Origin of the sequence: Bradyrhizobium sp. AZCC 1588 (assembly GCF_036924735.1) — a bacterium.
In the GTDB taxonomy this organism is placed as follows: Bacteria; Pseudomonadota; Alphaproteobacteria; order Rhizobiales; family Xanthobacteraceae; genus Bradyrhizobium.
The window spans coordinates 7,258,969-7,278,831 of the sequence record NZ_JAZHSC010000001.1; the positions used below are offsets into that span (position 1 = coordinate 7,258,969).

Consider the following 19,863-nt stretch of genomic DNA (forward strand, 5'->3'; position numbering starts at 1 on the left):
GCTAGTTCGGCCGGGCGCTGCCTTCATACATGAAGGTCATCGCCTTCGGTCCTGGCATATAGCCGGTCTCCACCCGATCAATCCTGAATCCTGCCGCTTCGATCATCGTGCTGATCGGTCGATTGAGATGACAGCCGCCGCTGATGCATTTCCAGGCCGGCGTCAGCCAGTCCTGCCATCGTCTCACATTCTTGTCCGGCGCCATGCCGTGTTCCACGAACAACAGCTTGCCGCCAGGGCGAAGCACGCGCCGCATTTCGGTGAGCGCCATGGCGGCATCCGGAATGCTGCACAAGGTCCAGGTGGTCACAACGGTATCGACGCTCCGGTCATCCAGTGGAATGGCCTCCGCCGAAGCCTCGATGAAGTTGACCGGCGTACCCGGATGCAGAGCATCGCGGGCCATTGCGATGAGCTTCGGGGCCGGCTCCAGCGCCAAAAGCTCCCTCACCGGCGGCCGATAGAGGGGCAAATTGCGGCCCGAGCCCATCCCAATCTCAAGCACACGACCCTCGGCCGCGCCGATCACCCGCTCCCGATATGGCCGAAGCTGCTTGTTGCGCATCGCGAGATCGCAAACCCGCGGCAGGATAATGTCGTTGTAGAAGCCCATGCCTCGTCTCCATCGGTTCTGCTCGCGAGTCCCATCAGGCCGGCGCGCATAGCTCGGAACCCCGATGATGGATTTCACGGAGCTTGTCAGGATCGCGATTGACCAATGAATATGCAACGCAACGCTCGCGCTGCTCCAGGGTCGACTGTCGCTTTCCTGGTGACGCAATTGTGTAACACGAACTTGCGTCCTACTTTCCGTGGATGGCCGATGCTTGTTGCACACCTCCGCCCCTGAACTTGGACCGGAACCGCGGCAATCCGGCTTATCGCCGGGTTCTTTGGGTGGTCCTTGGCATCAATGCCGCCATGTTCCTCACCGAGATCGGCGCAGGCTTGGCGGCGGGTTCGGCTTCGCTCCAGGCCGACGCGCTCGATTTTCTCGGCGACGCGGGAAACTATGCGATCAGCCTCTTTGTGGTTGGGATGGCACTGCGCTATCGCGCATCAGCGGCGCTTGCCAAGGGTGCCACCATGGGAGCCTTCGGCCTTTGGGTAATTGCCATGGCCATCTGGCACGCCGCACACGGGACGCTGCCGAGTGCATTCACCATGGGTGCGGTCGGAGTCATGGCCCTTGCAGCCAATGTTGCGTCATTCGGACTCTTATGGGCCTATCGCAACGGCGACGCCAACATGCGCTCGGCCTGGATCTGCACCCGTAACGATGTTCTAGGCAATCTCGCCGTGCTGCTGGCCGCGCTCGGCGTGTTTGGCACTGGTACCGGTTGGCCGGATGTGATTGTTGCTTCGTGCATGGCCGGACTTGCGCTTCAAGGCGCATTCGTGGTGGTCCGCCAATCCGCTGGTGAATTGAAGGCTCAACCAGCGTAGAAAGCGGCAGTGCAGTGTCTGTCCTTCGCTCAGACGGCGGCGACCTCGGAAAATGCTGCGAGTTACCAGCGCAACAGTCGGCCCAAACACCGCGCCCCGCCAACGTGCACAACGCAATCGTCCACCCGGTCGGTTACAGTCTAGCAGCGGCGCTCGACGAAGTTCATGATTTCTTCCGGCGCCGAAAAGATCACGGCTGCCCGATCACCCATCATTCCTGCGCCCAAGAGAGCCGGCGCATCCTTCTCGGGCCCATCCTTACTGGTATCCGTCCTGAAGCGGAGGTTGCGCTCCCAGAAGGCGCGTGTCTTGCCGTCGGCTGTGGTGACACGATAGGTGTCGCGGCAATAACCGATGGTTTTGACCTGAATGTCCGGCTCAAGCTTCTTGAGATTTGGATCGACGCCGCCGCCCATCATGCCTCCCATGCCGCCGCTCTGGCCTTGTTGCGCGGTTTGGCTCCGCGCCGCGCCGGGTTTGGTGGCTTCTTTCAGAAACGCCAGGAGATCTGCCCGGGCCGGAGCTTCCTTGATTCCTGCAAATGTCATCTCGTTGCCAGGAACGAGATGCTGCGGATCGGTCAGCCATTGATCGAGCGTTCGGTCATCCCACGTCAGTCCGGACGATTTCAACGCATCGGAAAAGCGCTCGAAGCTTGGCAGCGTACCGGCCTTGCGTCCCCATAGTTCAGCAAGGCTCGGTCCCGTCATGTTGCGATCGCGCTCCAGCGAATGGCATGCTGCGCAGGCCCTGAAATTACGTTCGCCGCGGGCTGCATTGCCTTGTTGCGCATGGAGAGAAGAGAAGCCGAGAACAGCCATAAGGACCGAAGCAGCCACCAACCTGAAGCTCGGCGACGTGATCGCTGCGTAAATCATGCTTCACCTCATTCGGCTGGCTCCACAACGCGTGGGACTTTTTTCGATGGCTTATTAGCAATCTCCGCAACTGACTTGCCGCTTTCGGGATCGCCGGGCAGCCCAAAGCCTTTGAGGATGCCGAATACCGCCGGGATCACGATCAGCGTCAGCAGCGTGGACGAGATCATGCCGCCGATCATCGGCACCGCAATGCGCTGCATGATCTCCGAGCCGGTGCCGGTGCTCCACATGATCGGGAGCAGGCCTGCCATGATGGCCACCACCGTCATCATCTTTGGCCGCACGCGTTCGACCGCGCCCTCCATGATGGCGGCATAGAGATCGTTGCGCGTCAGCGCCTGGCCCTGAGCCTGACGTAGCTTCGTGATCTCGGCCAGCGCCTGATTGAGATAGATCAGCATGACGACGCCGGTCTCGGCGGCGACCCCGGCGAGTGCGATGAAACCGACCGCGACCGCGACCGAGAGGTTGAAGCCGAGCCACCACATCAGCCACAGCCCGCCGACCAGCGCGAACGGCAGCGACAGCATGACGATCATGGTCTCGGTTACCGAGCGGAAATTGAGATAGAGCAGGAGGAAAATGATGAGCAGCGTCACCGGTACGACGATCTTGAGCCGCGCGATCGCCCGCTCCAGATATTCATATTGGCCGCTCCAGACTACGTAATAGCCGGGCGGAAACTGAATGCTCGCCTGCACCGCGCGTTGCGCCTCGGCGACGTAGCCGCCAAGGTCGCGGTCGCGGATGTCGACATAGATGTAGGTCGCCAGTTGTCCGTTCTCGGTCCGGATCGAGCTTGGCCCGCGCGCCGGCGTAACGCTGGCGACCTCGCCGAGCGGGACCGCCCCGCCGGCCGGCATCGGCACCAGGATGTCGCTTGCGATCGCCTTCGGATTGTCGCGGAGATCGCGTGGGTAGCGCATGTTTACGGAGAAGCGCTGGCGGCCCTCCACGGTCGTTGTCACGGTCTGGCCGCCGAGCGCGGTCGCGATGGTGTCCTGCACGTCCTGCACCATGATGCCGTAGCGCGCCAGCGCTTCGCGGTTCGGCGTGATCTCGAGATAGTAGCCTCCGAGACCGCGCTCGGCATAGGCTGAGGACGTGCCCGGGACGGCTTTGAGCACCTGTTCGATCTGTTTAGCGACCGTTTCGATCCCGGCGAGATCGGTGCCCATGACCTTCACACCAATCGGCGTGCGGATGCCCGTCGAGAGCATGTCGATGCGCGCCTTGATTGGCATGGTCCAGGCGTTGGAAACGCCCGGAAATTGCAGCGCCTTGTCCATCTCGGCGATCAGGCCGTCAATCGTCATGCCCTTGCGCCACTGCTCCTTCGGCTTGAGATTGACCACCGTCTCGAACATTTCGGACGGCGCCGGATCGGTCGCGGTCGCCGCCCGTCCAGCCTTGCCGTAGACCGAGGTGACCTCGGGAAACGATCGGATAATCCGGTCTTGCGTCTGCATCAATTCGGACGCCTTCGTCACCGAGATCCCCGGCAGGGTCGTCGGCATGTAGAGCAGCGTGCCCTCGTTGAGGTTTGGCATGAACTCGGTGCCGAGCTGGCGCGCCGGCCAGATAGAGGCAGCGAGCACGCCAAGCGCAAGCAGGACTACCAGCGTCTTGGCACGCAGCACGGTCTTGATCACGGGTCTATAAACCCAGATCAGGAAGCGGTTGATCGGGTTCTTGTGCTCAGGGACGATCTTGCCGCGAACGAAGATCACCATCAGTGCCGGCACCAGCGTGATCGATAGCAATGCTGCTGCCGCCATCGCAAAGGTCTTGGTGAAGGCGAGCGGACTGAACAGCCGGCCCTCCTGCGATTCCAGCGTGAAGATCGGCATGAAGGACACGGTGATGATCAAGAGGCTGAAGAACAACGCAGGGCCGACCTCAGTGGCCGCCTCGATCAGGATCGCGACGCGCGATTTGCCCGGCTCGGCGCGCTCGAGATGCTTGTGCGCATTCTCGATCATGACGATCGCTGCATCGATCATGGCGCCGATGGCGATCGCGATGCCGCCGAGACTCATGATGTTGGAGCCTAAGCCCAGAAGCTTCATCGCGCCGAACGCCATCAGCACGCCGACCGGCAGCATCAGGATCGCGACCAGCGCGCTACGGACATGCAGCAGGAAGACGATGCACACCAGCGCGACGACGATGCTTTCCTCGACCAGCGTATGCTTCAACGTATCGATCGCGGCATAGATCAGGTTGGAGCGATCGTAGACCGGCACGATCTCGACCGATTTCGGCAGGCTGGACGCGATCTCCGCAAAGCGCTTCTTGACGTTCTCGATGACATCGAGCGCATTCACGCCGAAGCGCTGCAGCACAATGCCGCTCGCCACCTCGCCCTCGCCGTTGAGCTCGGCGATGCCGCGCCTCTCGTCGGGGCCGAGCTCGACGCGCGCAACGTCGCGCAACAGCACCGGCGTTCCGTTGTCGGTCTTCAGCACGATGTTGCCGAGATCATTGATGCTCTTCAGGTACCCCTTCCCGCGGATCACGTATTCGAATTCCGAAAGCTCGACGGTGCGGCCGCCCACATCGGCATTGGAGGCGCGGATCGCCTCGCGCATCTTCTGCATGGTGATGCTGCGATCGCGCATCCGCTGCGGGTCGAGTATCACGTTATACTGCTTGACGAAGCCGCCGACGCTCGCGACCTCGGCCACGCCCTCGGCCTTGGCTAGCGCGAATTTCAGGTTCCAGTCCTGGATCGCGCGGGTGTCCGCGAGATTCAGTTCCTTGGACATCACCGCATATTGGTACACCCACCCCACCCCGGTCGCGTCGGGACCGATGGTCGGCGTAACGCCGGACGGCAATCGCGAAGCGGCGCCATTGAGAAACTCCAGCACCCGCGAACGCGCCCAGTAGATGTCGGTGCCGTCCTCGAAGATGACGTAGACGAAGGAGACGCCGAAGAAGGAAAAGCCGCGCACCACCTTCGATTTCGGCACCGTCAGCATCGCGGTGGTGAGCGGATAGGTGACCTGGTCCTCGATCACCTGCGGCGCCTGGCCCGGGTACTCCGTGTAGACGATCACCTGGGTGTCGGAGAGGTCGGGAATGGCATCCAACGGCAGATGGACGAGCGCGTAGATGCCGGCCGCAGCGGCGAAGCCGCTTCCGAATAGCACCAGCAGGAGGTTACGAGCCGACCAAGATATCAAGCGGGCGATCATGGCTGAGCTCCTTCGGCAAAGCCCTTCAGCGCCGCCTTCAGATTACTTTCGGCATCGATCAGGAAATTGGCCGAGATGACGACGGGCTCGCCGTCCTTCAGCCCGCTGCGGATTTCGACCAGCCCGTCTCCCCGACGGCCGATCTTAACGTCACGAGGCTCGAATCGGCCCTCGCCTTTGTCGACCAGAACGACCTGGCGCGCTCCTGTATCGAGCACCGAGCTGTCGGGAACGGCCAAAACAGGCTCCGCGCCGCCAATCTCGACGTCCGCGTCCACATACATGTCCGGCAGCAATGCGAGATCGGGATTTGCGAGTTCGATCCGAACACGGGCTGTCCGTGTCTCGCGGTTAACCTGGGGATAAATGACCGAGATCTTTCCGGAGAAGTCCCGCCCCGGGAAGCTGCGCGCGCGCACGGTTACGCCTTGTCCGACCGCAAGCGAGCCGAGATCGCGCTCGGCTATGTCAATTATCGCCCAGACCACCGAGGTATCCGCGACGCGGAAGAGCACGTCGCCCGGTTGAGCTCGCATACCCTGGACGGCGTTGCGCTCCAGCACGATGCCGTCCCGTGGGGCCGACCAAGCGACAGTCACCGGGACGACCCGCGTTCTCTCGACCTCGCTGATTACCGCTTCGGGCACGTCAAGGTTCATCAACCGCTGCCGTGAACCGCGTCCGTAGGACGGTTCGCCCGCCGTAGTCTTGGACGTCAATGTCGTCACATACTCGGCGGCCGCACTGGAAACTGCCGGACTGTAGACCTGCATCAGAGGCTGCCCCTTCTTGACAAAGGTGCCAGTCGTAACGTCGGCGACCGATTGCAAGTAGGTTTCCGCGCGCATCGCGATGACTGAGACTCGACGCTCGTCGAGTTGGATCGTGCCTGGCGCCCGCACGACCGTCCGGATCGGGCGGGCGGCCGCCGGCTCCGATTTGACGCCGGTGCGCTGGATCTTTCCCGGCGAGACCTTGACCGATCCGTCGTCGCTGTCCTCGCCCTCATAGACGGGGATGTAATCCATCCCCATCGAATCCTTCTTGGGCGTCGGCGAAACGTCCGGCAGGCCCATCGGGTTGCGGTAATACTTGACCTTGCGGTCGGTGGGCGGAGCCGCCGCGCTTTCCTGCGGCGGATCGTCAAAACTGATGTCGGCGCCCCGGGGAACGGCGCGGTAATCGCGGCCATCGGGCGTCTTCTTCGGCGTCAACGAGTAGAACGGCTTGCCGTCCGGATCCTGATAGTAGATCGCGGCACCCGCCGGTTCGCTCGCCTGGGCCATGACGTGGGCATGCTTGGCCTCTCCGCTCGGCCAGAGATAGGGACGCGCGAGGACGCCGGCGATCACGGCAGCCGTAGCGGCGGCAGCGATCGCAACCTGAACGGACCGGTTCATTTGTCGGCCTGAATAACGAGCTTGTTGTCGACCGTGCCGGTTTCGCCCTGCACTTTCGCGCCGAGCGACAATTGCCAGCGGCCGGCCATGCTGAAATCGGCCTTGAAGCGGTAGGTACCCGGCTCCGATCCCGGCAGGGGCGTAAGCTCGGTCACCATCTCTTGCATCGCATCCGGTGCCATATCGAGACGCGTCGCAAAGATCACCGCGTCCGGAACGGCCTTGCCCGTCGTGTTATCGATGAGCTTGACGGCAATGATCTTGTCGCGACCGGTCTTCACGGCCGGTTCGACGAGCTTGAACTCGTAATTCCTGATATCGGCGAGTGCGACGGTTGCGGCGCATGTCAGGACAGCGGCGCTCAGCGCGACCCGCAGGCCGCGCGAAAACTGGATTGCCTTCATCATGGTATCCTCGATCTACTGGTCAGCCGCCATTGGCGGCATGGGCGCGGACGCCACGAAGCGCCGCGAGATTCCGGCGTTACGCCGAAAGGACCAGGGACCGGGGAGGTTTTGGCGGAGGTGAATACCCGAGGCTTTCCACTTCCGGATCGCTGCCGGGCAGCAGCATCCGAAGCGTCACGGGCTGGATTTCGGCAATGCCGGCCGGCAGCGGCGCCTGCAACGTCGTCGACATGCAAAGCGCCATTAGCGGGCACTGATCGCAATCGATCGGCACCGATTTCTCCGGGCAGCACGGCATGTCGTCGGACATGGCCGCGTCGTCGGACATCGCCTTCATGGCCATTGGTGCCATGGCGCCCGTATTCGCCCGCGCCGTGAGCGGGGCGACAACGAGGCCGACGATCACAAAAATCGCCAGCAGCCGGCAAAGGTGAATTGAGTATTTCACGGGTCCAGTTTCGCACATCCCGGCCCCTGATGGGAAGCGGAGTTCCATCACGAAACCGCGGGCTTCGTTAACCTATGCCCAGCGGATGACGATCGCATTGCGATGAATCAAACCCCGCCGCGACCCAATTCATATGGCCGGCTGCCCAGAACATTTTTCAAGGCCGCGACTTGAGCTAGCGACCGCCCCCCCCGGCGGTGGTCTGTCCTCAGCAAGGAGCCCAGCCATGCACGCCCGCGAAATGATTGGCACCCACCCGGCCGTCCAAGGCCAGATCAGCGACGCCCTGATCCGTTGCATCGAGGAATGCTACTCCTGCGCCCAGACCTGCACCTCCTGCGCCGACGCCTGCCTGTCGGAGCGCATGGTACAGGAGCTGACCCAGTGCATCCGCCTGGACCAGGATTGCGCCGACATCTGCAATATCACCGGCCGCATTATGACCCGCCGAACGGGTTTCGACGACGAAGTGATGCGCCGCATGCTCAGCGTCTGCGCCGCCGCCTGCCGGCTTTGCGCGGAGGAATGCCAGCGGCACGCAGCCATGCACGAACATTGCCGGATCTGCGCGGAAAGCTGCCGCCGCTGCATGGAAGCTTGCCAGGAGGTCTCACGCGGCATGGCGCATTAGCGCGGCGATCAGCCCTCGTGCCGGAACACGCTGAACTGAAAAGCCTGCCGGGACCCCCACGGCGTAGCGTGATCGTGCCGCTGCGTATGGACCAGCTTGAACGCGGCGCCGAGCGTCCGTCCGAGACTCTCGCTGTCGTAGCGCGCAACCGGCAGGCCGCTGCACTTTTCAGGGCCGTCGGGCGCAAAGGTGGCGATGATGGCGTGCCCCCCGATTTTCAGGCCCCGCTTAAGGCGGTCGATGTAGGCGGCGCGATCGCCTGGGTCGGTGAGAAAGTGGAACGCCGCCCGATCGTGCCAGATGTCGTAGGGCTTGACCGGCTCCCAGGTCGTCGCATCCGCGACGATCCAGCTAACCCGCCCGGCACTGGCGCCAAGGTGGCTCACAAGGCGGCTCTCCAGGCGGCGCTTGGCAGCGGCCAACGCCGCGGCGGAAAGATCGAGCACGGTGACATCCTCAAATCCCTGCTCGACGAGACTGTCGACCAGCCGCGAGGCGCCGCCGCCGATGTCGATGATGGCCGACTTGGGCGTCACCCCCGCCTGCACGATCAGGTCGAGCGAAGGAGCCGGCCTTTGCTGAAACCAGCTAACCTCGTTCTCGCCCTTTGTCGTGTAGACGTTCTCCCAATGGGCCTGGCGGCCGGCATCTCCCATAGGACCCCCTCGCTGTATATGACGTTGAATATCTGGTCATCCCTATCGTCCTCGACAACGAGGGGGGACCATGCCGTCGGCGCTCGCACCCGCAGCTCGACTTCGCAAGATCAAGATAATGCATAACCTGCACGGCATTCATCCAGCGGTAGCTTACTGACGTCAAATTGCAGCGCTTGAGGCGCGCCAGACGACGCCACCACTTGTTCCGCATTCCCCCACTTGACTGACACATATCCCGACGGTTATGTACCTATCTATAACCAGCGAGTTATAGATTTCGAATGCCCAACGCTCATGATGTGCTGTTCAGGACACTCGCCGACCCGAGCCGTCGGGCGATCTTCGAGCGGCTGTGCCGCGAAGGAGAGCAGACGGTCGGGGCGCTGACGGCTCGGGCCGGGATCTCGCAGCCGGCCGTCTCGAAGCATCTTGGCGTTCTGAAACAGGCGGGGCTGGTGCGCGACCGCCACGAAGGCCGCCAGACGCATTATAGCGCGCAGCTCGGCGCCCTCGCCCCGCTGATCGACTGGACAAGCGAGATGGCCGGTTTCTGGCAGAGGCGGTTCGACGATCTCGAAGACCTGCTCAAACGGATGGACCAATGACCAATCGTGCGACCGAAACGCGTTCCGTCGTCGTCGAACGCGAGATAGCTCATCCGCCGGAAAAGCTCTGGCGCGCGCTGACGCAACCGCACCTGATCGAGGAGTGGCTCATGAAGAACGACTTCAAGCCGGCCGTGGGCCATCGCTTCAATCTTCGCGGCGAATGGGGCGGCGTGCTGGACTGCGAGGTCCTCGCCATCGAGCCGAACAAGACGCTGTCCTACACCTGGAATTTCAAGCACGACGATGCGGCCTACGATCTGCAGAGCGTGGTGACCTTTACGCTCACCCCAACGGGCACCGGGACCCACCTGCGCATGGAGCAGACGGGCTTCCGACCCGATCAGAAGCAGGCCTATGGCGGCGCCCACGCCGGATGGCAGCAATTCTTCGCGAAGCTGGAAGAGCTTGTGGCGCGGACGGACTGAAATCCGCCGCGTTACGCTTCCACTCGCCTTCAAAGGAGGTCGCATTGAATTGGAATAACTGGGTTCGGCAAATCCACCGCTGGCTGTCGATCGCCTTCACGGCGACCGTCATCGCCAACTTCGTCGCCATGGGATTGGGGGAACCTCCGACCTTGGTTGTCTACTCGCCGCTACTCCCGCTGTTTTTGCTCCTGTTCACGGGTCTGTACATGTTCGTGCTACCCTATGCCGCCAAATGGCGCAGCGGCTGACGCAGCGGCGACAGGAATGAACGCGATGGCGCAAACGACATCGAGAAGGCCGGCGAAGGCCGCAAAGAAGGCCGCTGCCAAGCGGCTCGCAGCAACAAAGCCTACCCTCCTCTCAGGCGGCAATCCTCAGATCGCAAAGGGATACGGCGATGCCCCCGTGCAGGCCTACATCGCGGCCATGCCGGGCTGGAAACGCGACCTTGGGCGCCAGCTCGATGCGCTGATCGTGCGCACCGTCCCTGGCGTGCACAAGGCGGTCAAATGGAACACGCCCTTTTATGGCGTCGAGGATCGGGGCGGCTGGTTCCTCGCCTACCACTGCTTCACCAAATACGTCAAAGTGACCTTCTTCCGCGGCACGTCGCTGCGCCCTGTCCCGCCCGGCGAGTCCAAGCACAATGAAGTGCGTTATCTCGACATCTATGAGGACGGACTTGACGAAGCGCAGCTTGTTGCCTGGGTGAAGCAAGCGAGCCAATTGCCCGGCGAACGATTGTGAGCGAATGGCAACAGCCATGAAGAAAGCAACAATGAAGAAGAGCGGCGCGAGCGAAGCAAAAGGCGGAAGCTCTCCCTCTCAGTACATCGATGGGCGAATCAAGGAGCTGGGCGATTGGCGGGGCGAGATGCTCGCGCGTATCAGAAGCATCATCAAGCAGGCCGATCCCGAAGTGGTCGAGGAGTGGAAGTGGCGCGGCGTTCCGGTGTGGGAGCACGACGGCATCATCTGCACCGGCGAGACGTACAAGGCGGTCGTGAAGATGACCTTCGCCAAGGGCGCCTCGCTGGAGGACCCGTCAGGCCTCTTCAACTCCAGCCTGGAGGGCAACACCCGGCGCGCCATCGATTTCCATGAAGGCGACAAGATCGACGAAAAGGCATTGAAGGCGCTCATTCGCGAGGCCGTGGCACTGAATACGTCGAAGCGAGCGGCCGCACGACCCGCCAGCGCTCGGAAGAAATCAAAGAGCGCTTGAGCAAACGGAGGCGGCTAGCTCTCACCGGCGATGAAGCTGCAGTTCCAGCAATGCGAGCCGTTGCAGGACAACCGGGTCCCGCTCTCCGCTGTGAGCGGCGCGCAGGATCGCTTCCGCGATCACTTGAACGTAGTGGGAATGGACGGGCTCCGGGAGCGTCGCGACGGCGGCGTCAAGCGCCTGCTCCATCACCGAGATGACTTCGGGCGGGAACGACGCGTTTGCAAAATCCTTCATGGCCGGCGGCTAAAAGAAAGCGGTCGCCGATGCGCCATGTAAACGGGACTGCATCGGCAGCCGCTCGAGTTCATGTGTCTATCCCTGACACAGATTGCATAATTTTCCCGAACTTGAATCGTTCCAATGACGCGAACAAAATCGGTGAAGTAGGGCCCTGCTAAATGTTCCTGCGCCGGAACGCAGTCGCCGGTGCGCGGCGCATGCTTGCTATTGAGCAAGAACAGCGGCGCGCTGTGCGGCCGTCCGCCTCTCTGCCCGATATGGAACGAATCGAAAAAAGCCAGCTTGATTCTCCGTTCTGCAGTCCGGGAGTTGTTGATGCGTAACGCCGGCTCGGGTCCATCGATCGTGCCACATGGTGACGAGCACGACGTCTATATCGTCGAGCATGATTCCCTGGAACACGGCCGGGTCTGGGCAGAAGTCAGTTCCGAGAGCCCGGGATTTGAGCCGGTTGTGATGGACCTGCTTACCGGCCAGTACACCAATCCGATCCGGGTGGTTGCTTTCAATCCCGCCGAGGGGTGGTGTCGTGACGCCTCGGCAGATGTCGCGCACGAGCTGCGGCGACATTGCGACCTCCAGCTACGCGACATTCCGTTTTTCCTGCAGGATTTTGTCGATCGCTACGAGGGCCGCTATCGGGACGTCCAGTTGCCGCTGCCGATGCGGCTGTACTAGGAGGACACGACGATCATTCACCCGCGGCACGCCGCGCGGCCTGTTCGGTAGCATCGGCTTGCCGGCGGCAACTGGTCGGCCCTCGTACCATCCCTCGGTTCTGCTTAAGCTTTACATTTACGGCTATCTGAACCGGGTTCAGTCCAGCCGGCGGCTGGAGCGAGAGGCCGGGCGCAATGTCGAGATGATGTGGCTGCTGGGTCGGCTCGCTCCCGATCACAAGACGATTGCCGACTTCCGCGAAGACAATGGCCTGGCGCTACGCAAGGCATGCGCGCGCGTTCGAACTCTGCCGCGAGACGAGTCTTTTTGCGACGGCGCGCGTGGCCATCGATGACAGCAGGTTCAAAGCCGTGAACAACCGGGACAGGAACTTCACACGGGCGAAGGTGGAGCGGCGGCGCGTCAGGGGCGGCTTGACGCTCGTATCACCTTTGACGTCGCGACGGGACGGAACTGCCCCGGCAAGGATCACTCGGCCGAGTTCACGCGGATTTCGGATTGGACGAGCCTGCAACCCTTAGCTTCGGCGCAGCGGTCCATCGGAACAACGAGCATCTCCCTCAACCTGCGTTGCTTCTCTCCTTGGGAAAAAGCGGGCGCTAACTGGTCGGCTCTTCTCCGAATCTCACTTTCCAAAGCGGCTCGCTGGTCAGGAGTAAGAGCCTTCCCAGCCGTCATTAAAAGGAAACCAACTAGGTCATGCCGCCGCAAGTCCAAATCCAGAATGATGAGCCCGAAAGGACCATCAGGGATGCTCACCCGCTTGAAAATGCAATCATAGCTGTTCTGGCAAAGCGAATATTGCTTCAAGTTCACATACCGCATGCTGCATTCCGGAGGCGTTTCCAAACGAACGACGCAGACCGCCAGATCCGGCGCATTTTTGTGGGGGATGGGAATGGCCGCCGGACCGCGCCCCCCGCCAAGGCCTGAAATGCCGTCCCAGGGTTCTCCGTTGGCCTTCGTGTGGTCGGCCGCCACGGTGATGCTGATGGGTTTCCCTTCCCCGGCTAGGCGGTAGGCGGGGAACACCAAAATAAACAAAATGGCCCATAAGAACCGTCGGCTTATGCGCGAATGCCAACTAGCGACTCGGTAAGAGCGCCTGAACAAGCACAACTGATGTATTTGCAGATGGCGCATTTGACAGGTTTTTCCTGACGCGGGCTCGCGATTTATTGATGATCCTTTTGCGAGATCAACATATTCTCGCGTACGGACGCGTCAACGCCTGAGCGACAAGCTCCATGGCAGAGCGCCTAAGAGAGGTATCCATATTCCGTTTCTCCGCGAGCGCTTCGGAAGGAGAGATATCATGGATAATGGCCAACAAATGGGGATTACACGGCGAGCTTACGAGCTGTGGCAGCAAGCAGGCGAGCCGAAAGGTAGAGACGAAGAGTTTTATCGTCAGGCCGCGCGAGAACTCAAGGAAGGTGCCAAATCCAATGAAGGCAACAATCCAGCTTCGGATTGTAAAGGGCGGCTATGACTTTACCTTCGACTGGATCTGCTACAAAACTGCATTGATCCGGCCGCAATATGAGTGCTCCTGAACCGAACGGTTGAAGGAGCAAATCGGCAGATCAGTTTTCGGTCGGCACTTGCCGACGGCTTGAGCGCTGCGCATTGACCGCAATGCAACTCGCGAAGCAGGCTTTGAACAAGCGGGCGATCAGCGACTTGAATGCCTCATCTCAGCCAGGAAACAGCGTCGGCTCACGTCAATCGGATTCCAGCGGCGAATGCAGGATAAGGAACAGTCTGCCGTGCCAGATTTTGGCACTGTTGGCCCAGTTTGAATTTCGGGGTGGCCCAGTTTGGGTGATTGCCCAGAAGCGAGTAATCTAAGCCTGGAGGCGACGGTTAACTTACGGCGGAGCAACTTGTCATGACGCCTCTCAATAGAAACATACTGATCGCTGCCGTGGTGGCTATTCTTGCTGGAGTGCTCATTTATATTTACGGCGGATCCGGTACGACTACGACAACATCAACACCTCCAGCCGCGACCACGCCCTCGCCGCCTGCAACGCCGCCCGCGCCTACACAGAAATAGCCATCGAAGCACGAATCAAAGAAGTGCACGATTTGCTAGTCGAAAAGGGGCCGCCTCAGTTGGCGGCCTCTTTCATTTTCAAATGTCGCCTGTTGGCCCTTCTGCGACATCGGGCTATGTCCGCTATTCCGCCGCTGTTGAGGGTTGAGCGGACATCAGTCAGTCGCTTAATGAGTACACGCCCTAGCCACGGCCCGATCAGCGCAGGAAGCCGTCGCCGTTCTCCTCACAGCTCCGCGCGCTGCGGCGCTCCCGCGCTCACTCGGCGGTGATGCCGAGAGCGCGGACGAGCTCACCTCGCGCTTGATAGTCGACCCCGATCTGGCGCTTGAAATCATCAGGCGTGCCACCGACGGCGACCATGCCCTGCTTGTCCAGCCATGCGCGCATCGTGTCAGTGGCAAGCACCGCATTCACCTCCTTGTTCAAGGTCGCGATGACAGCCGTCGGGGTCTTCTTCGGCAGCATGAAGCCGATATAGCTGATGATCTTGAACCCCTCGAAGGTTTCGCTGATGGCGGGAACGTTGGGTAGCGACGGGAAGCGCTTCTCCGACGTGACGCCGAGCAGCTTGATCTTGCCGGCCGCAGCCAGCGGCTCCACCGCCGTGGGTGCGCCGAACAGCAGTGGAATCTGCCCGCCCAGGAGATCATTCACCGACGCCGCCGTTCCCTTGTAGGGAATGTGGGTCATGGTGAAGCCGCCGTATTTCTGCAGCATCTCGCCGGCGAGGCGGTGCGGCGTGGAGCTGCCGGAGCTGCCGAAACTCAAATTCTGCGTTTTATGCTTGCCCAAAGCGACCAACTCGGCAACCGAATTCGCCGGCACATTGTTGGCCGCGGCAAGCAAGAGCGGCGACCACGCGACGTTGACGACCGGCTCCATCGCCGCCGAAAGGTCGAAATGGTTGCTGGTGGCAAGGTGCGGATCGATGGTGACCATCGCATCCGTCACCATCAGGATCGTGTATCCGTCAGGCTCGGCACGAGCCGCCGCCTGCGCCGCGATCATGCCGTTGGCGCCCGTCTTGTTCTCGATGACGACGGATACTTTGAGGTTCTCGCCGAGCTGCTTGCCGATGGTCCGGGCCAGCGCGTCGGCCTGTCCGCCCGCGGAATAGCCGACCAGGATGGTGATCGCCCGCGACGGGTATGGCTGCGCCGTGGCGCTTGGCACCATCGCAACCAGCGCCATCGCGACGACCGCCACGCCGAGAATGAATGCCTTCGCTCGAAACAGTCTGTCGGAAATCATGTTCCGCCTCCTCCCTGACCATTGGCGTTATGGCGGTTGGACCGCTCTTTTCATTGTTCGCTTCGTGTTGTTCGCTTCTATGCAGGCATACTCGCAGCCGCGCCAAGAACGCCGGCCGAGCGCAGATCGGCAATCTCGTGCGCCGAATATCCGGCCGCTTGCAGAATTTCATCGGCGTGCTCGCCGACCCGCGGCGGCTGGCGCGCAAGGCCCGGCCGTTCGCGGGCCTCGCCGAATTCCACCGGCAGCGCCGGAATTCCGACCAGCGGTCCGCCGCCGAAAGCCGACACAGCGGTTGCGAGCAGGCCGCCATTGGCAAGCAGGTGCGGATCGGTCGACAATTCGTCGGGCCGCCCCACGCGCGAATAGGCGACCCGCGCCGCCTCGCACTTTTCGAGGATTTCGTTCAGCGGCAGTTTCGTGATCCGCCGCTCCAGTTCGGGGAGCATCCACGCGCGCGCCTCGCAACGATTGGCGTTGCCGACGAGCCTCGGATCATCGCACCAGTCATCGAAGCCGAACGCGTCGCAGAAGCGCTGCCAGTGTCCGTCCGACGTGCAGCCGATGAAGACCTGGCCGCCGTCGGAAGCGGTGAAAACGTCGTACACGCCCCAGGCGTTTTTCCGTGCCGGCATCGGCGGCATCGGTCCGCCGGTAACCGCGCTGCCGACGACGACCGCGCCGAGCATGAAGGTTGCGCTTTCAAACAGCGAACTCGCGACCTTCTGCCCCACGCCGGTGACGTCGCGCTCGCGCAGCGCGGCCAGCGCGGCTACCACGCCGAACACGCCGCCGAGAATGTCGATGACCGGCGCGCCCGCGCGCAGCGGCCGCCCCGGCGGGCCGGTCATATAGGCAAGCCCGGACTGCATCTGCACCACTTCATCGAGCGCGCCGCGGCTCTCGTACGGTCCCTTCAGAAATCCTTTCATCGAGAGGTACACAAGACGCGGGTTGATCCGGCGCAGATCCTCCCAACTGCACTTCAGCCGCTCGATCGTTCCCGGGCCGAAATTCTCCAACACGACATCGGTATCCTTCACGAGCCGATGCACGATCGCCTGTCCCTCGGGCCGCTTCAGGTCGATCGCGATCGAGCGCTTGTTGCGGTTGTAGGTCGCGAAAAAGCCGGCGGCGAAACCCGGCAACCGCCGCGTCGGATCGCCGTCGGCCGGCTCGATCTTCACCACGTCGGCGCCGAGATCGGCAAACAGGACGCCCGCGCACGGGCCCATGATGGTGTGACCGAAGTCGAGCACCTTCAGCCCTGCAAGCGGTTTGGAAGAAGTCGTCATGCAGCCGGTCTCCTGAATGCGGCAAGCGTCCCCGATCGCAGCGCCGCGCTCGGCAGCCGGTGTCCGACGATCCGCTCGGCAAGACGCCCGGCCTCGATCAACGCCTCGATATTCAGGCCGGTAGAGATGCCCATCTCCTCGCACAGCAACGCGAGCTCTTCGGTGGCGATGTTACCCGGCGCGCCCGGCTGGCCGGCAAACGGACAGCCGCCGAGCCCTGCTACCGCCGCATCGAAAGCCGTGACTCCGAGCCGCAGGCCCTCATAGGCGCAGGCGATGCCCTGCCCGCGCGTATCGTGGAGGTGAAGCGCGATCCGCAAATCGTCCCAGCGCTCGCGAACGGCACCGACCGCTGCTGCAACCCTCCTCGGCGTGGCCCAGCCCATGGAATCTGCCAGCGCAACGTCGCGCACCTCGACGTCGGCTTCGCGCGCAATGGCGAGCCCGTCCGAAACTGTCGAGACGACCTCTGCCGGTGAGACGTCGCCTGCAAAGTTGCAGCCGAACGCGGCCATGATGATGATCTTGGCAATCGGCACGCCAGCTTCCCGGTGCACGCGGAGATATTTGCGCATGGCTTCGACCTGTCCGGCGCGGTCACGGTTGAGATTCCTGATCGCGAACGGCTCGGATGCGCTCAGCGAGATGAACCCGGCTAGGGTCAGCTTCCCCTTGAACGCCAGCGCGCGCTGCAAGCCGCTCTCGTTGAACCACAATGCGGAGTATTCGACGCCTTCATGCGAAGTGAACCCTTCAATCACGGCCTCGGCGTCGGCCCAACCCGGGACGTGCTTGGGATTGACGAAGGAAGCGATCTGGATCCGGCGAAGCCCGCATGCGGAGAGCGCGTCGATCAGCGCGATCTTGTCGACGGTGGCGATCGGGCCCGGCTCGATCTGAAAGCCTTCGCGCGGCCCCTCCTCGCTGATGACGACGCTATCAGGCAGGTCCATGCGTCGACGCTCCTCCGGGCCGTCCTTGTTTGATTGCGGGCGAGCTTGCCGTGCGCATCGGTATCTGACAAATATAATATGAAGATCATTATGTTCTAAAAATTCGATGGCAAGGAGCGGTTCTATGGCGCTCGGATTGCGGCAGCTTCGCTATTTCATCGCCATCGCCGACGCCGGCGTACTGTCGCGGGCTGCGGAGGCGCTCAATGTCGCCCAGTCGGCGCTGAGCCATCACGTCGCCGCGCTCGAAACCGATCTGGGCGTGAAGTTGCTGGAGCGCAGGTCGCGCGGGATCGCGCTGACTGCGGCCGGCCGGCGGCTTTACGAGCACGCCAGCGCCGTCCTTTCGGCACTCGGCAAGGCGGAAGAGGATGTCAGGACTTTCAATGAGGCCGTGACCGGTCCGGTTTGCCTCGGCCTCAGCCATACCGCGATCTCCATGGTCGCGCTCGACGTCATGAAGGCGGTGCGAAAAAATTCCCCAGGCGTACACCTGACCGTCGTCGAGGCGTTGTCGCCGGCGCTGATCGAACGCGTCTTCTCAGGGACGGTCGATCTCGCACTCACCTATAATCCTCCCCGGGATGCCCGCCTGGACGTCGAGTGGCTACAGGACGAAGATCTCTATCTCGTCGGACATCCGAGCCTGATCGGCCGATCGTGCAGTCCGATCGCCTTCTCCGCCATCCCGCAACGAAGCGTGGTTGGACTGACGCCGATGCCGGCTTCGCGGGCGATCATCCAGACCCAGGTTCTGCGCAATCAGATCACGCCAAGCGAAACGCTCGAAGTCGATTCGTTGTCGGCATTGCGAATGGCGCTCGAGGCTGGTTTAGGATGCGCGATCCTCTCCCGCGCAACCGTCCTCGCCGATTTGGCGGCGGAGAAATATCACGCCCGACGTATCATCGATCCGCCGCTGACGCGCTCGTGCGCGCTGGTTTCGCTCGCGGACCGTCCGCAAACAAAAGCCTTTCTCGAGGTACGCAAGACAATGGTCGAGGTGGTCCGCTCAGCGGTCAGCGCGGGTCGATGGCCGGCAAAGGGAAACAGCCGGCGGAGCAAGCGCGCCGCGATCTAGGTTCACGACACTCTGCAACACGCGTGCTTCTTCCCGCGAAATTATCTGGGCGGCATTCGCTCGAATTTCTGCAACGAGGAATCCATTATGTCCCACGCATGGCCGCGGACGCCGTACGTGATTAGTTGCGGATTGAATTGGCTTGGGTCGTCCAGGCTGGCCGCGTGGACCGCTATCGGTTCCGGATTGGCGACGAATGTCAGGTAGACCGGCGTTCCACAGGTCGGGCAGAAGGCGTGGACCTTTTCATTCCCATTGTCGTCCGCCACCCGCCATTCTTTCGCTTCGCCCGTAATTGCCACATCGGCTCGCCGGGGGAAGACCAGGTAGGATCCATGGCCCGTGCCACTTCGTTTCTGGCAATCGCGGCATTGGCAGTGGCTCTCGACGAGCGGTTCGCTGCTCGTCTCAAAACGGATCGCGCCGCACGCACACCCGCCGATAAAGGGCTTGGTCATGGTCATTCTCCCGCTTCTGATTGATTGACACGGCAAGGGATCAGGCCGATTTCGGCTTGGCGAAAACGTCGAGGCCGTGGCCGGTTTCCAGCAAGGATTTCAGGCTGGCGAGCACGACCGGCCAACCTTTCTTGATCCCGTTCGCCATCCCGCTGCCGGCTTCGAGTTCGTCATGGGTGACCGTCAGCCGGACCATGTCCTCGTATTCCTCGGTCTCGAACGTCACCCGGCTGTAGGCGGAAGGATCGGAGGCCTGCGACGCATTCGCCCAGGTGATGACGAGACGGGTCGGCGGCGAGACTTCGATGACCTTGCCGACCAGTTCGACGCTCCGTTGATCATTGGCGCGGACGTGCTCCCATTTCGACCCGGGATTCCAGTCGGAGACGTTCTCGTGGCCCCAGTAGCGCCTTGCGATGTCGGGCTTCGTGATGGCCTCGAACACCTTTTCCGGCGTCGAGCGAATATAGGTCACGTAGACAAAGCTGGTTGTCTCTTTGGTCATT

General features: G+C 62.1%; 24 protein-coding genes and 1 pseudogene. 11 read left to right on the forward strand and 14 right to left on the reverse strand.

The genetic code is table 11. The features are described 5' to 3' along the window. Position 1: 1 nt before the first annotated feature. A complete protein-coding gene (locus V1277_RS34060; RefSeq protein WP_334420093.1) occupies positions 2 to 613 on the reverse strand; it encodes a class I SAM-dependent methyltransferase in 612 nt (203 codons plus the stop codon). Positions 614 to 816: 203 nt separating this feature from the next. Between V1277_RS34060 and V1277_RS34065 the strand changes: the two genes are divergently transcribed. Further along, a complete protein-coding gene (locus tag V1277_RS34065; protein WP_334420094.1) occupies positions 817 to 1,446 on the forward strand; it encodes a cation transporter in 630 nt (209 codons plus the stop codon). A 140-nt stretch (positions 1,447 to 1,586) separates the two neighbouring features. Here the strand turns inward: V1277_RS34065 and V1277_RS34070 are convergent, their stop codons facing one another. The 5 genes from V1277_RS34070 to V1277_RS34090 all read right to left on the reverse strand — a co-directional run bounded on the left by V1277_RS34070 (position 1,587) and on the right by V1277_RS34090 (position 7,740). Continuing rightward, entirely contained in the window at positions 1,587 to 2,324 is a 738-nt protein-coding gene (locus V1277_RS34070; RefSeq protein WP_334420096.1) for a c-type cytochrome, read from the reverse strand. An 8-nt stretch (positions 2,325 to 2,332) separates the two neighbouring features. Beyond that, positions 2,333 to 5,527 (reverse strand): efflux RND transporter permease subunit, encoded by a 3,195-nt coding sequence (locus tag V1277_RS34075; protein WP_334420098.1) that lies wholly within the window; start codon positions 5,525 to 5,527, stop codon positions 2,333 to 2,335. After that, positions 5,524 to 6,927, reverse strand: a complete 1,404-nt coding sequence (locus V1277_RS34080) for an efflux RND transporter periplasmic adaptor subunit (RefSeq protein ID WP_334420100.1) — start codon at positions 6,925 to 6,927, stop codon at positions 5,524 to 5,526. Before V1277_RS34080 ends, V1277_RS34075 begins: the two co-directional genes overlap by 4 nt. Next, positions 6,924 to 7,331 (reverse strand): FixH family protein, encoded by a 408-nt coding sequence (locus V1277_RS34085; protein ID WP_334420537.1) that lies wholly within the window; start codon positions 7,329 to 7,331, stop codon positions 6,924 to 6,926. The genes V1277_RS34080 and V1277_RS34085 overlap by 4 nt, the downstream gene beginning before the upstream one ends. 79 nt (positions 7,332 to 7,410) lie before the next feature. After that, a complete protein-coding gene (locus V1277_RS34090; RefSeq protein ID WP_334420102.1) occupies positions 7,411 to 7,740 on the reverse strand; it encodes a hypothetical protein in 330 nt (109 codons plus the stop codon). 268 nt (positions 7,741 to 8,008) lie between these two features. Here V1277_RS34090 and V1277_RS34095 point away from each other — a divergent pair, with 268 nt between their 5' ends. Next, a complete protein-coding gene (locus V1277_RS34095) occupies positions 8,009 to 8,413 on the forward strand; it encodes a four-helix bundle copper-binding protein (RefSeq protein WP_334420103.1) in 405 nt (134 codons plus the stop codon). A gap of 8 nt (positions 8,414 to 8,421) precedes the next feature. Here the strand turns inward: V1277_RS34095 and V1277_RS34100 are convergent, their stop codons facing one another. Continuing rightward, positions 8,422 to 9,069, reverse strand: coding sequence for a class I SAM-dependent methyltransferase (locus V1277_RS34100; protein ID WP_334420104.1), 648 nt, complete (start codon positions 9,067 to 9,069; stop codon positions 8,422 to 8,424). A gap of 284 nt (positions 9,070 to 9,353) precedes the next feature. Between V1277_RS34100 and V1277_RS34105 the strand changes: the two genes are divergently transcribed. The 5 genes from V1277_RS34105 to V1277_RS34125 are packed head-to-tail and all read left to right on the forward strand — an operon-like array spanning position 9,354 to position 11,333. Next, positions 9,354 to 9,677, forward strand: a complete 324-nt coding sequence (locus V1277_RS34105) for an ArsR/SmtB family transcription factor (RefSeq protein WP_028346443.1) — start codon at positions 9,354 to 9,356, stop codon at positions 9,675 to 9,677. Then, positions 9,674 to 10,105: an SRPBCC family protein gene (locus V1277_RS34110; RefSeq protein ID WP_334420105.1), complete on the forward strand. Its 432-nt coding sequence runs from the start codon at positions 9,674 to 9,676 to the stop codon at positions 10,103 to 10,105. Before V1277_RS34105 ends, V1277_RS34110 begins: the two co-directional genes overlap by 4 nt. A gap of 44 nt (positions 10,106 to 10,149) precedes the next feature. Beyond that, the gene (locus tag V1277_RS34115) at positions 10,150 to 10,356 is read left to right on the forward strand and encodes a hypothetical protein (RefSeq protein WP_334420106.1); all 207 of its coding nucleotides are present in this window, start codon (positions 10,150 to 10,152) and stop codon (positions 10,354 to 10,356) included. Positions 10,357 to 10,381: 25 nt separating this feature from the next. Next, a complete protein-coding gene (locus V1277_RS34120) occupies positions 10,382 to 10,855 on the forward strand; it encodes a DUF1801 domain-containing protein (protein ID WP_334420108.1) in 474 nt (157 codons plus the stop codon). 16 nt (positions 10,856 to 10,871) lie between these two features. After that, on the forward strand, positions 10,872 to 11,333 hold the full coding sequence (locus tag V1277_RS34125) for a DUF1801 domain-containing protein (protein ID WP_334420110.1): 462 nt from the start codon (positions 10,872 to 10,874) through the stop codon (positions 11,331 to 11,333). Positions 11,334 to 11,354: 21 nt separating this feature from the next. Here V1277_RS34125 and V1277_RS34130 read toward each other — a convergent pair whose 3' ends face one another. Continuing rightward, on the reverse strand, positions 11,355 to 11,570 hold the full coding sequence (locus V1277_RS34130) for a hypothetical protein (RefSeq protein ID WP_334375787.1): 216 nt from the start codon (positions 11,568 to 11,570) through the stop codon (positions 11,355 to 11,357). Positions 11,571 to 11,891: 321 nt separating this feature from the next. Here V1277_RS34130 and V1277_RS34135 point away from each other — a divergent pair, with 321 nt between their 5' ends. Both V1277_RS34135 and V1277_RS34140 read left to right on the forward strand, forming a co-directional pair. Next, the gene (locus tag V1277_RS34135; RefSeq protein WP_334420111.1) at positions 11,892 to 12,254 is read left to right on the forward strand and encodes a hypothetical protein; all 363 of its coding nucleotides are present in this window, start codon (positions 11,892 to 11,894) and stop codon (positions 12,252 to 12,254) included. A gap of 58 nt (positions 12,255 to 12,312) precedes the next feature. Beyond that, positions 12,313 to 12,655: pseudogene (locus tag V1277_RS34140) on the forward strand (transposase); the annotation flags it as partial. Positions 12,656 to 12,725: 70 nt separating this feature from the next. Here the strand turns inward: V1277_RS34140 and V1277_RS34145 are convergent. Then, positions 12,726 to 13,400 (reverse strand): hypothetical protein, encoded by a 675-nt coding sequence (locus tag V1277_RS34145; RefSeq protein ID WP_334420112.1) that lies wholly within the window; start codon positions 13,398 to 13,400, stop codon positions 12,726 to 12,728. A 172-nt stretch (positions 13,401 to 13,572) separates the two neighbouring features. Between V1277_RS34145 and V1277_RS34150 the strand changes: the two genes are divergently transcribed. Continuing rightward, positions 13,573 to 13,749 (forward strand): DUF2934 domain-containing protein, encoded by a 177-nt coding sequence (locus V1277_RS34150; RefSeq protein WP_334420113.1) that lies wholly within the window; start codon positions 13,573 to 13,575, stop codon positions 13,747 to 13,749. A gap of 825 nt (positions 13,750 to 14,574) precedes the next feature. Here the strand turns inward: V1277_RS34150 and V1277_RS34155 are convergent. From V1277_RS34155 to V1277_RS34165, 3 genes are all read right to left on the reverse strand, one after another. Beyond that, positions 14,575 to 15,570, reverse strand: coding sequence for a Bug family tripartite tricarboxylate transporter substrate binding protein (locus tag V1277_RS34155; protein WP_334420115.1), 996 nt, complete (start codon positions 15,568 to 15,570; stop codon positions 14,575 to 14,577). A gap of 77 nt (positions 15,571 to 15,647) precedes the next feature. Then, entirely contained in the window at positions 15,648 to 16,865 is a 1,218-nt protein-coding gene (locus V1277_RS34160) for a CaiB/BaiF CoA transferase family protein (RefSeq protein WP_334420116.1), read from the reverse strand. After that, a complete protein-coding gene (locus tag V1277_RS34165) occupies positions 16,862 to 17,818 on the reverse strand; it encodes a hydroxymethylglutaryl-CoA lyase (protein WP_334420117.1) in 957 nt (318 codons plus the stop codon). Before V1277_RS34165 ends, V1277_RS34160 begins: the two co-directional genes overlap by 4 nt. A 124-nt stretch (positions 17,819 to 17,942) precedes the next feature. Here V1277_RS34165 and V1277_RS34170 point away from each other — a divergent pair, with 124 nt between their 5' ends. Beyond that, positions 17,943 to 18,899, forward strand: coding sequence for a LysR family transcriptional regulator (locus V1277_RS34170; RefSeq protein ID WP_334420119.1), 957 nt, complete (start codon positions 17,943 to 17,945; stop codon positions 18,897 to 18,899). Between the two features lie 41 nt (positions 18,900 to 18,940). Here the strand turns inward: V1277_RS34170 and V1277_RS34175 are convergent, their stop codons facing one another. Then, on the reverse strand, positions 18,941 to 19,357 hold the full coding sequence (locus V1277_RS34175) for a GFA family protein (protein ID WP_334420121.1): 417 nt from the start codon (positions 19,355 to 19,357) through the stop codon (positions 18,941 to 18,943). A gap of 40 nt (positions 19,358 to 19,397) precedes the next feature. Further along, positions 19,398 to 19,862, reverse strand: a complete 465-nt coding sequence (locus V1277_RS34180) for an SRPBCC family protein (protein WP_334420122.1) — start codon at positions 19,860 to 19,862, stop codon at positions 19,398 to 19,400. Position 19,863: the final 1 nt, after the last annotated feature.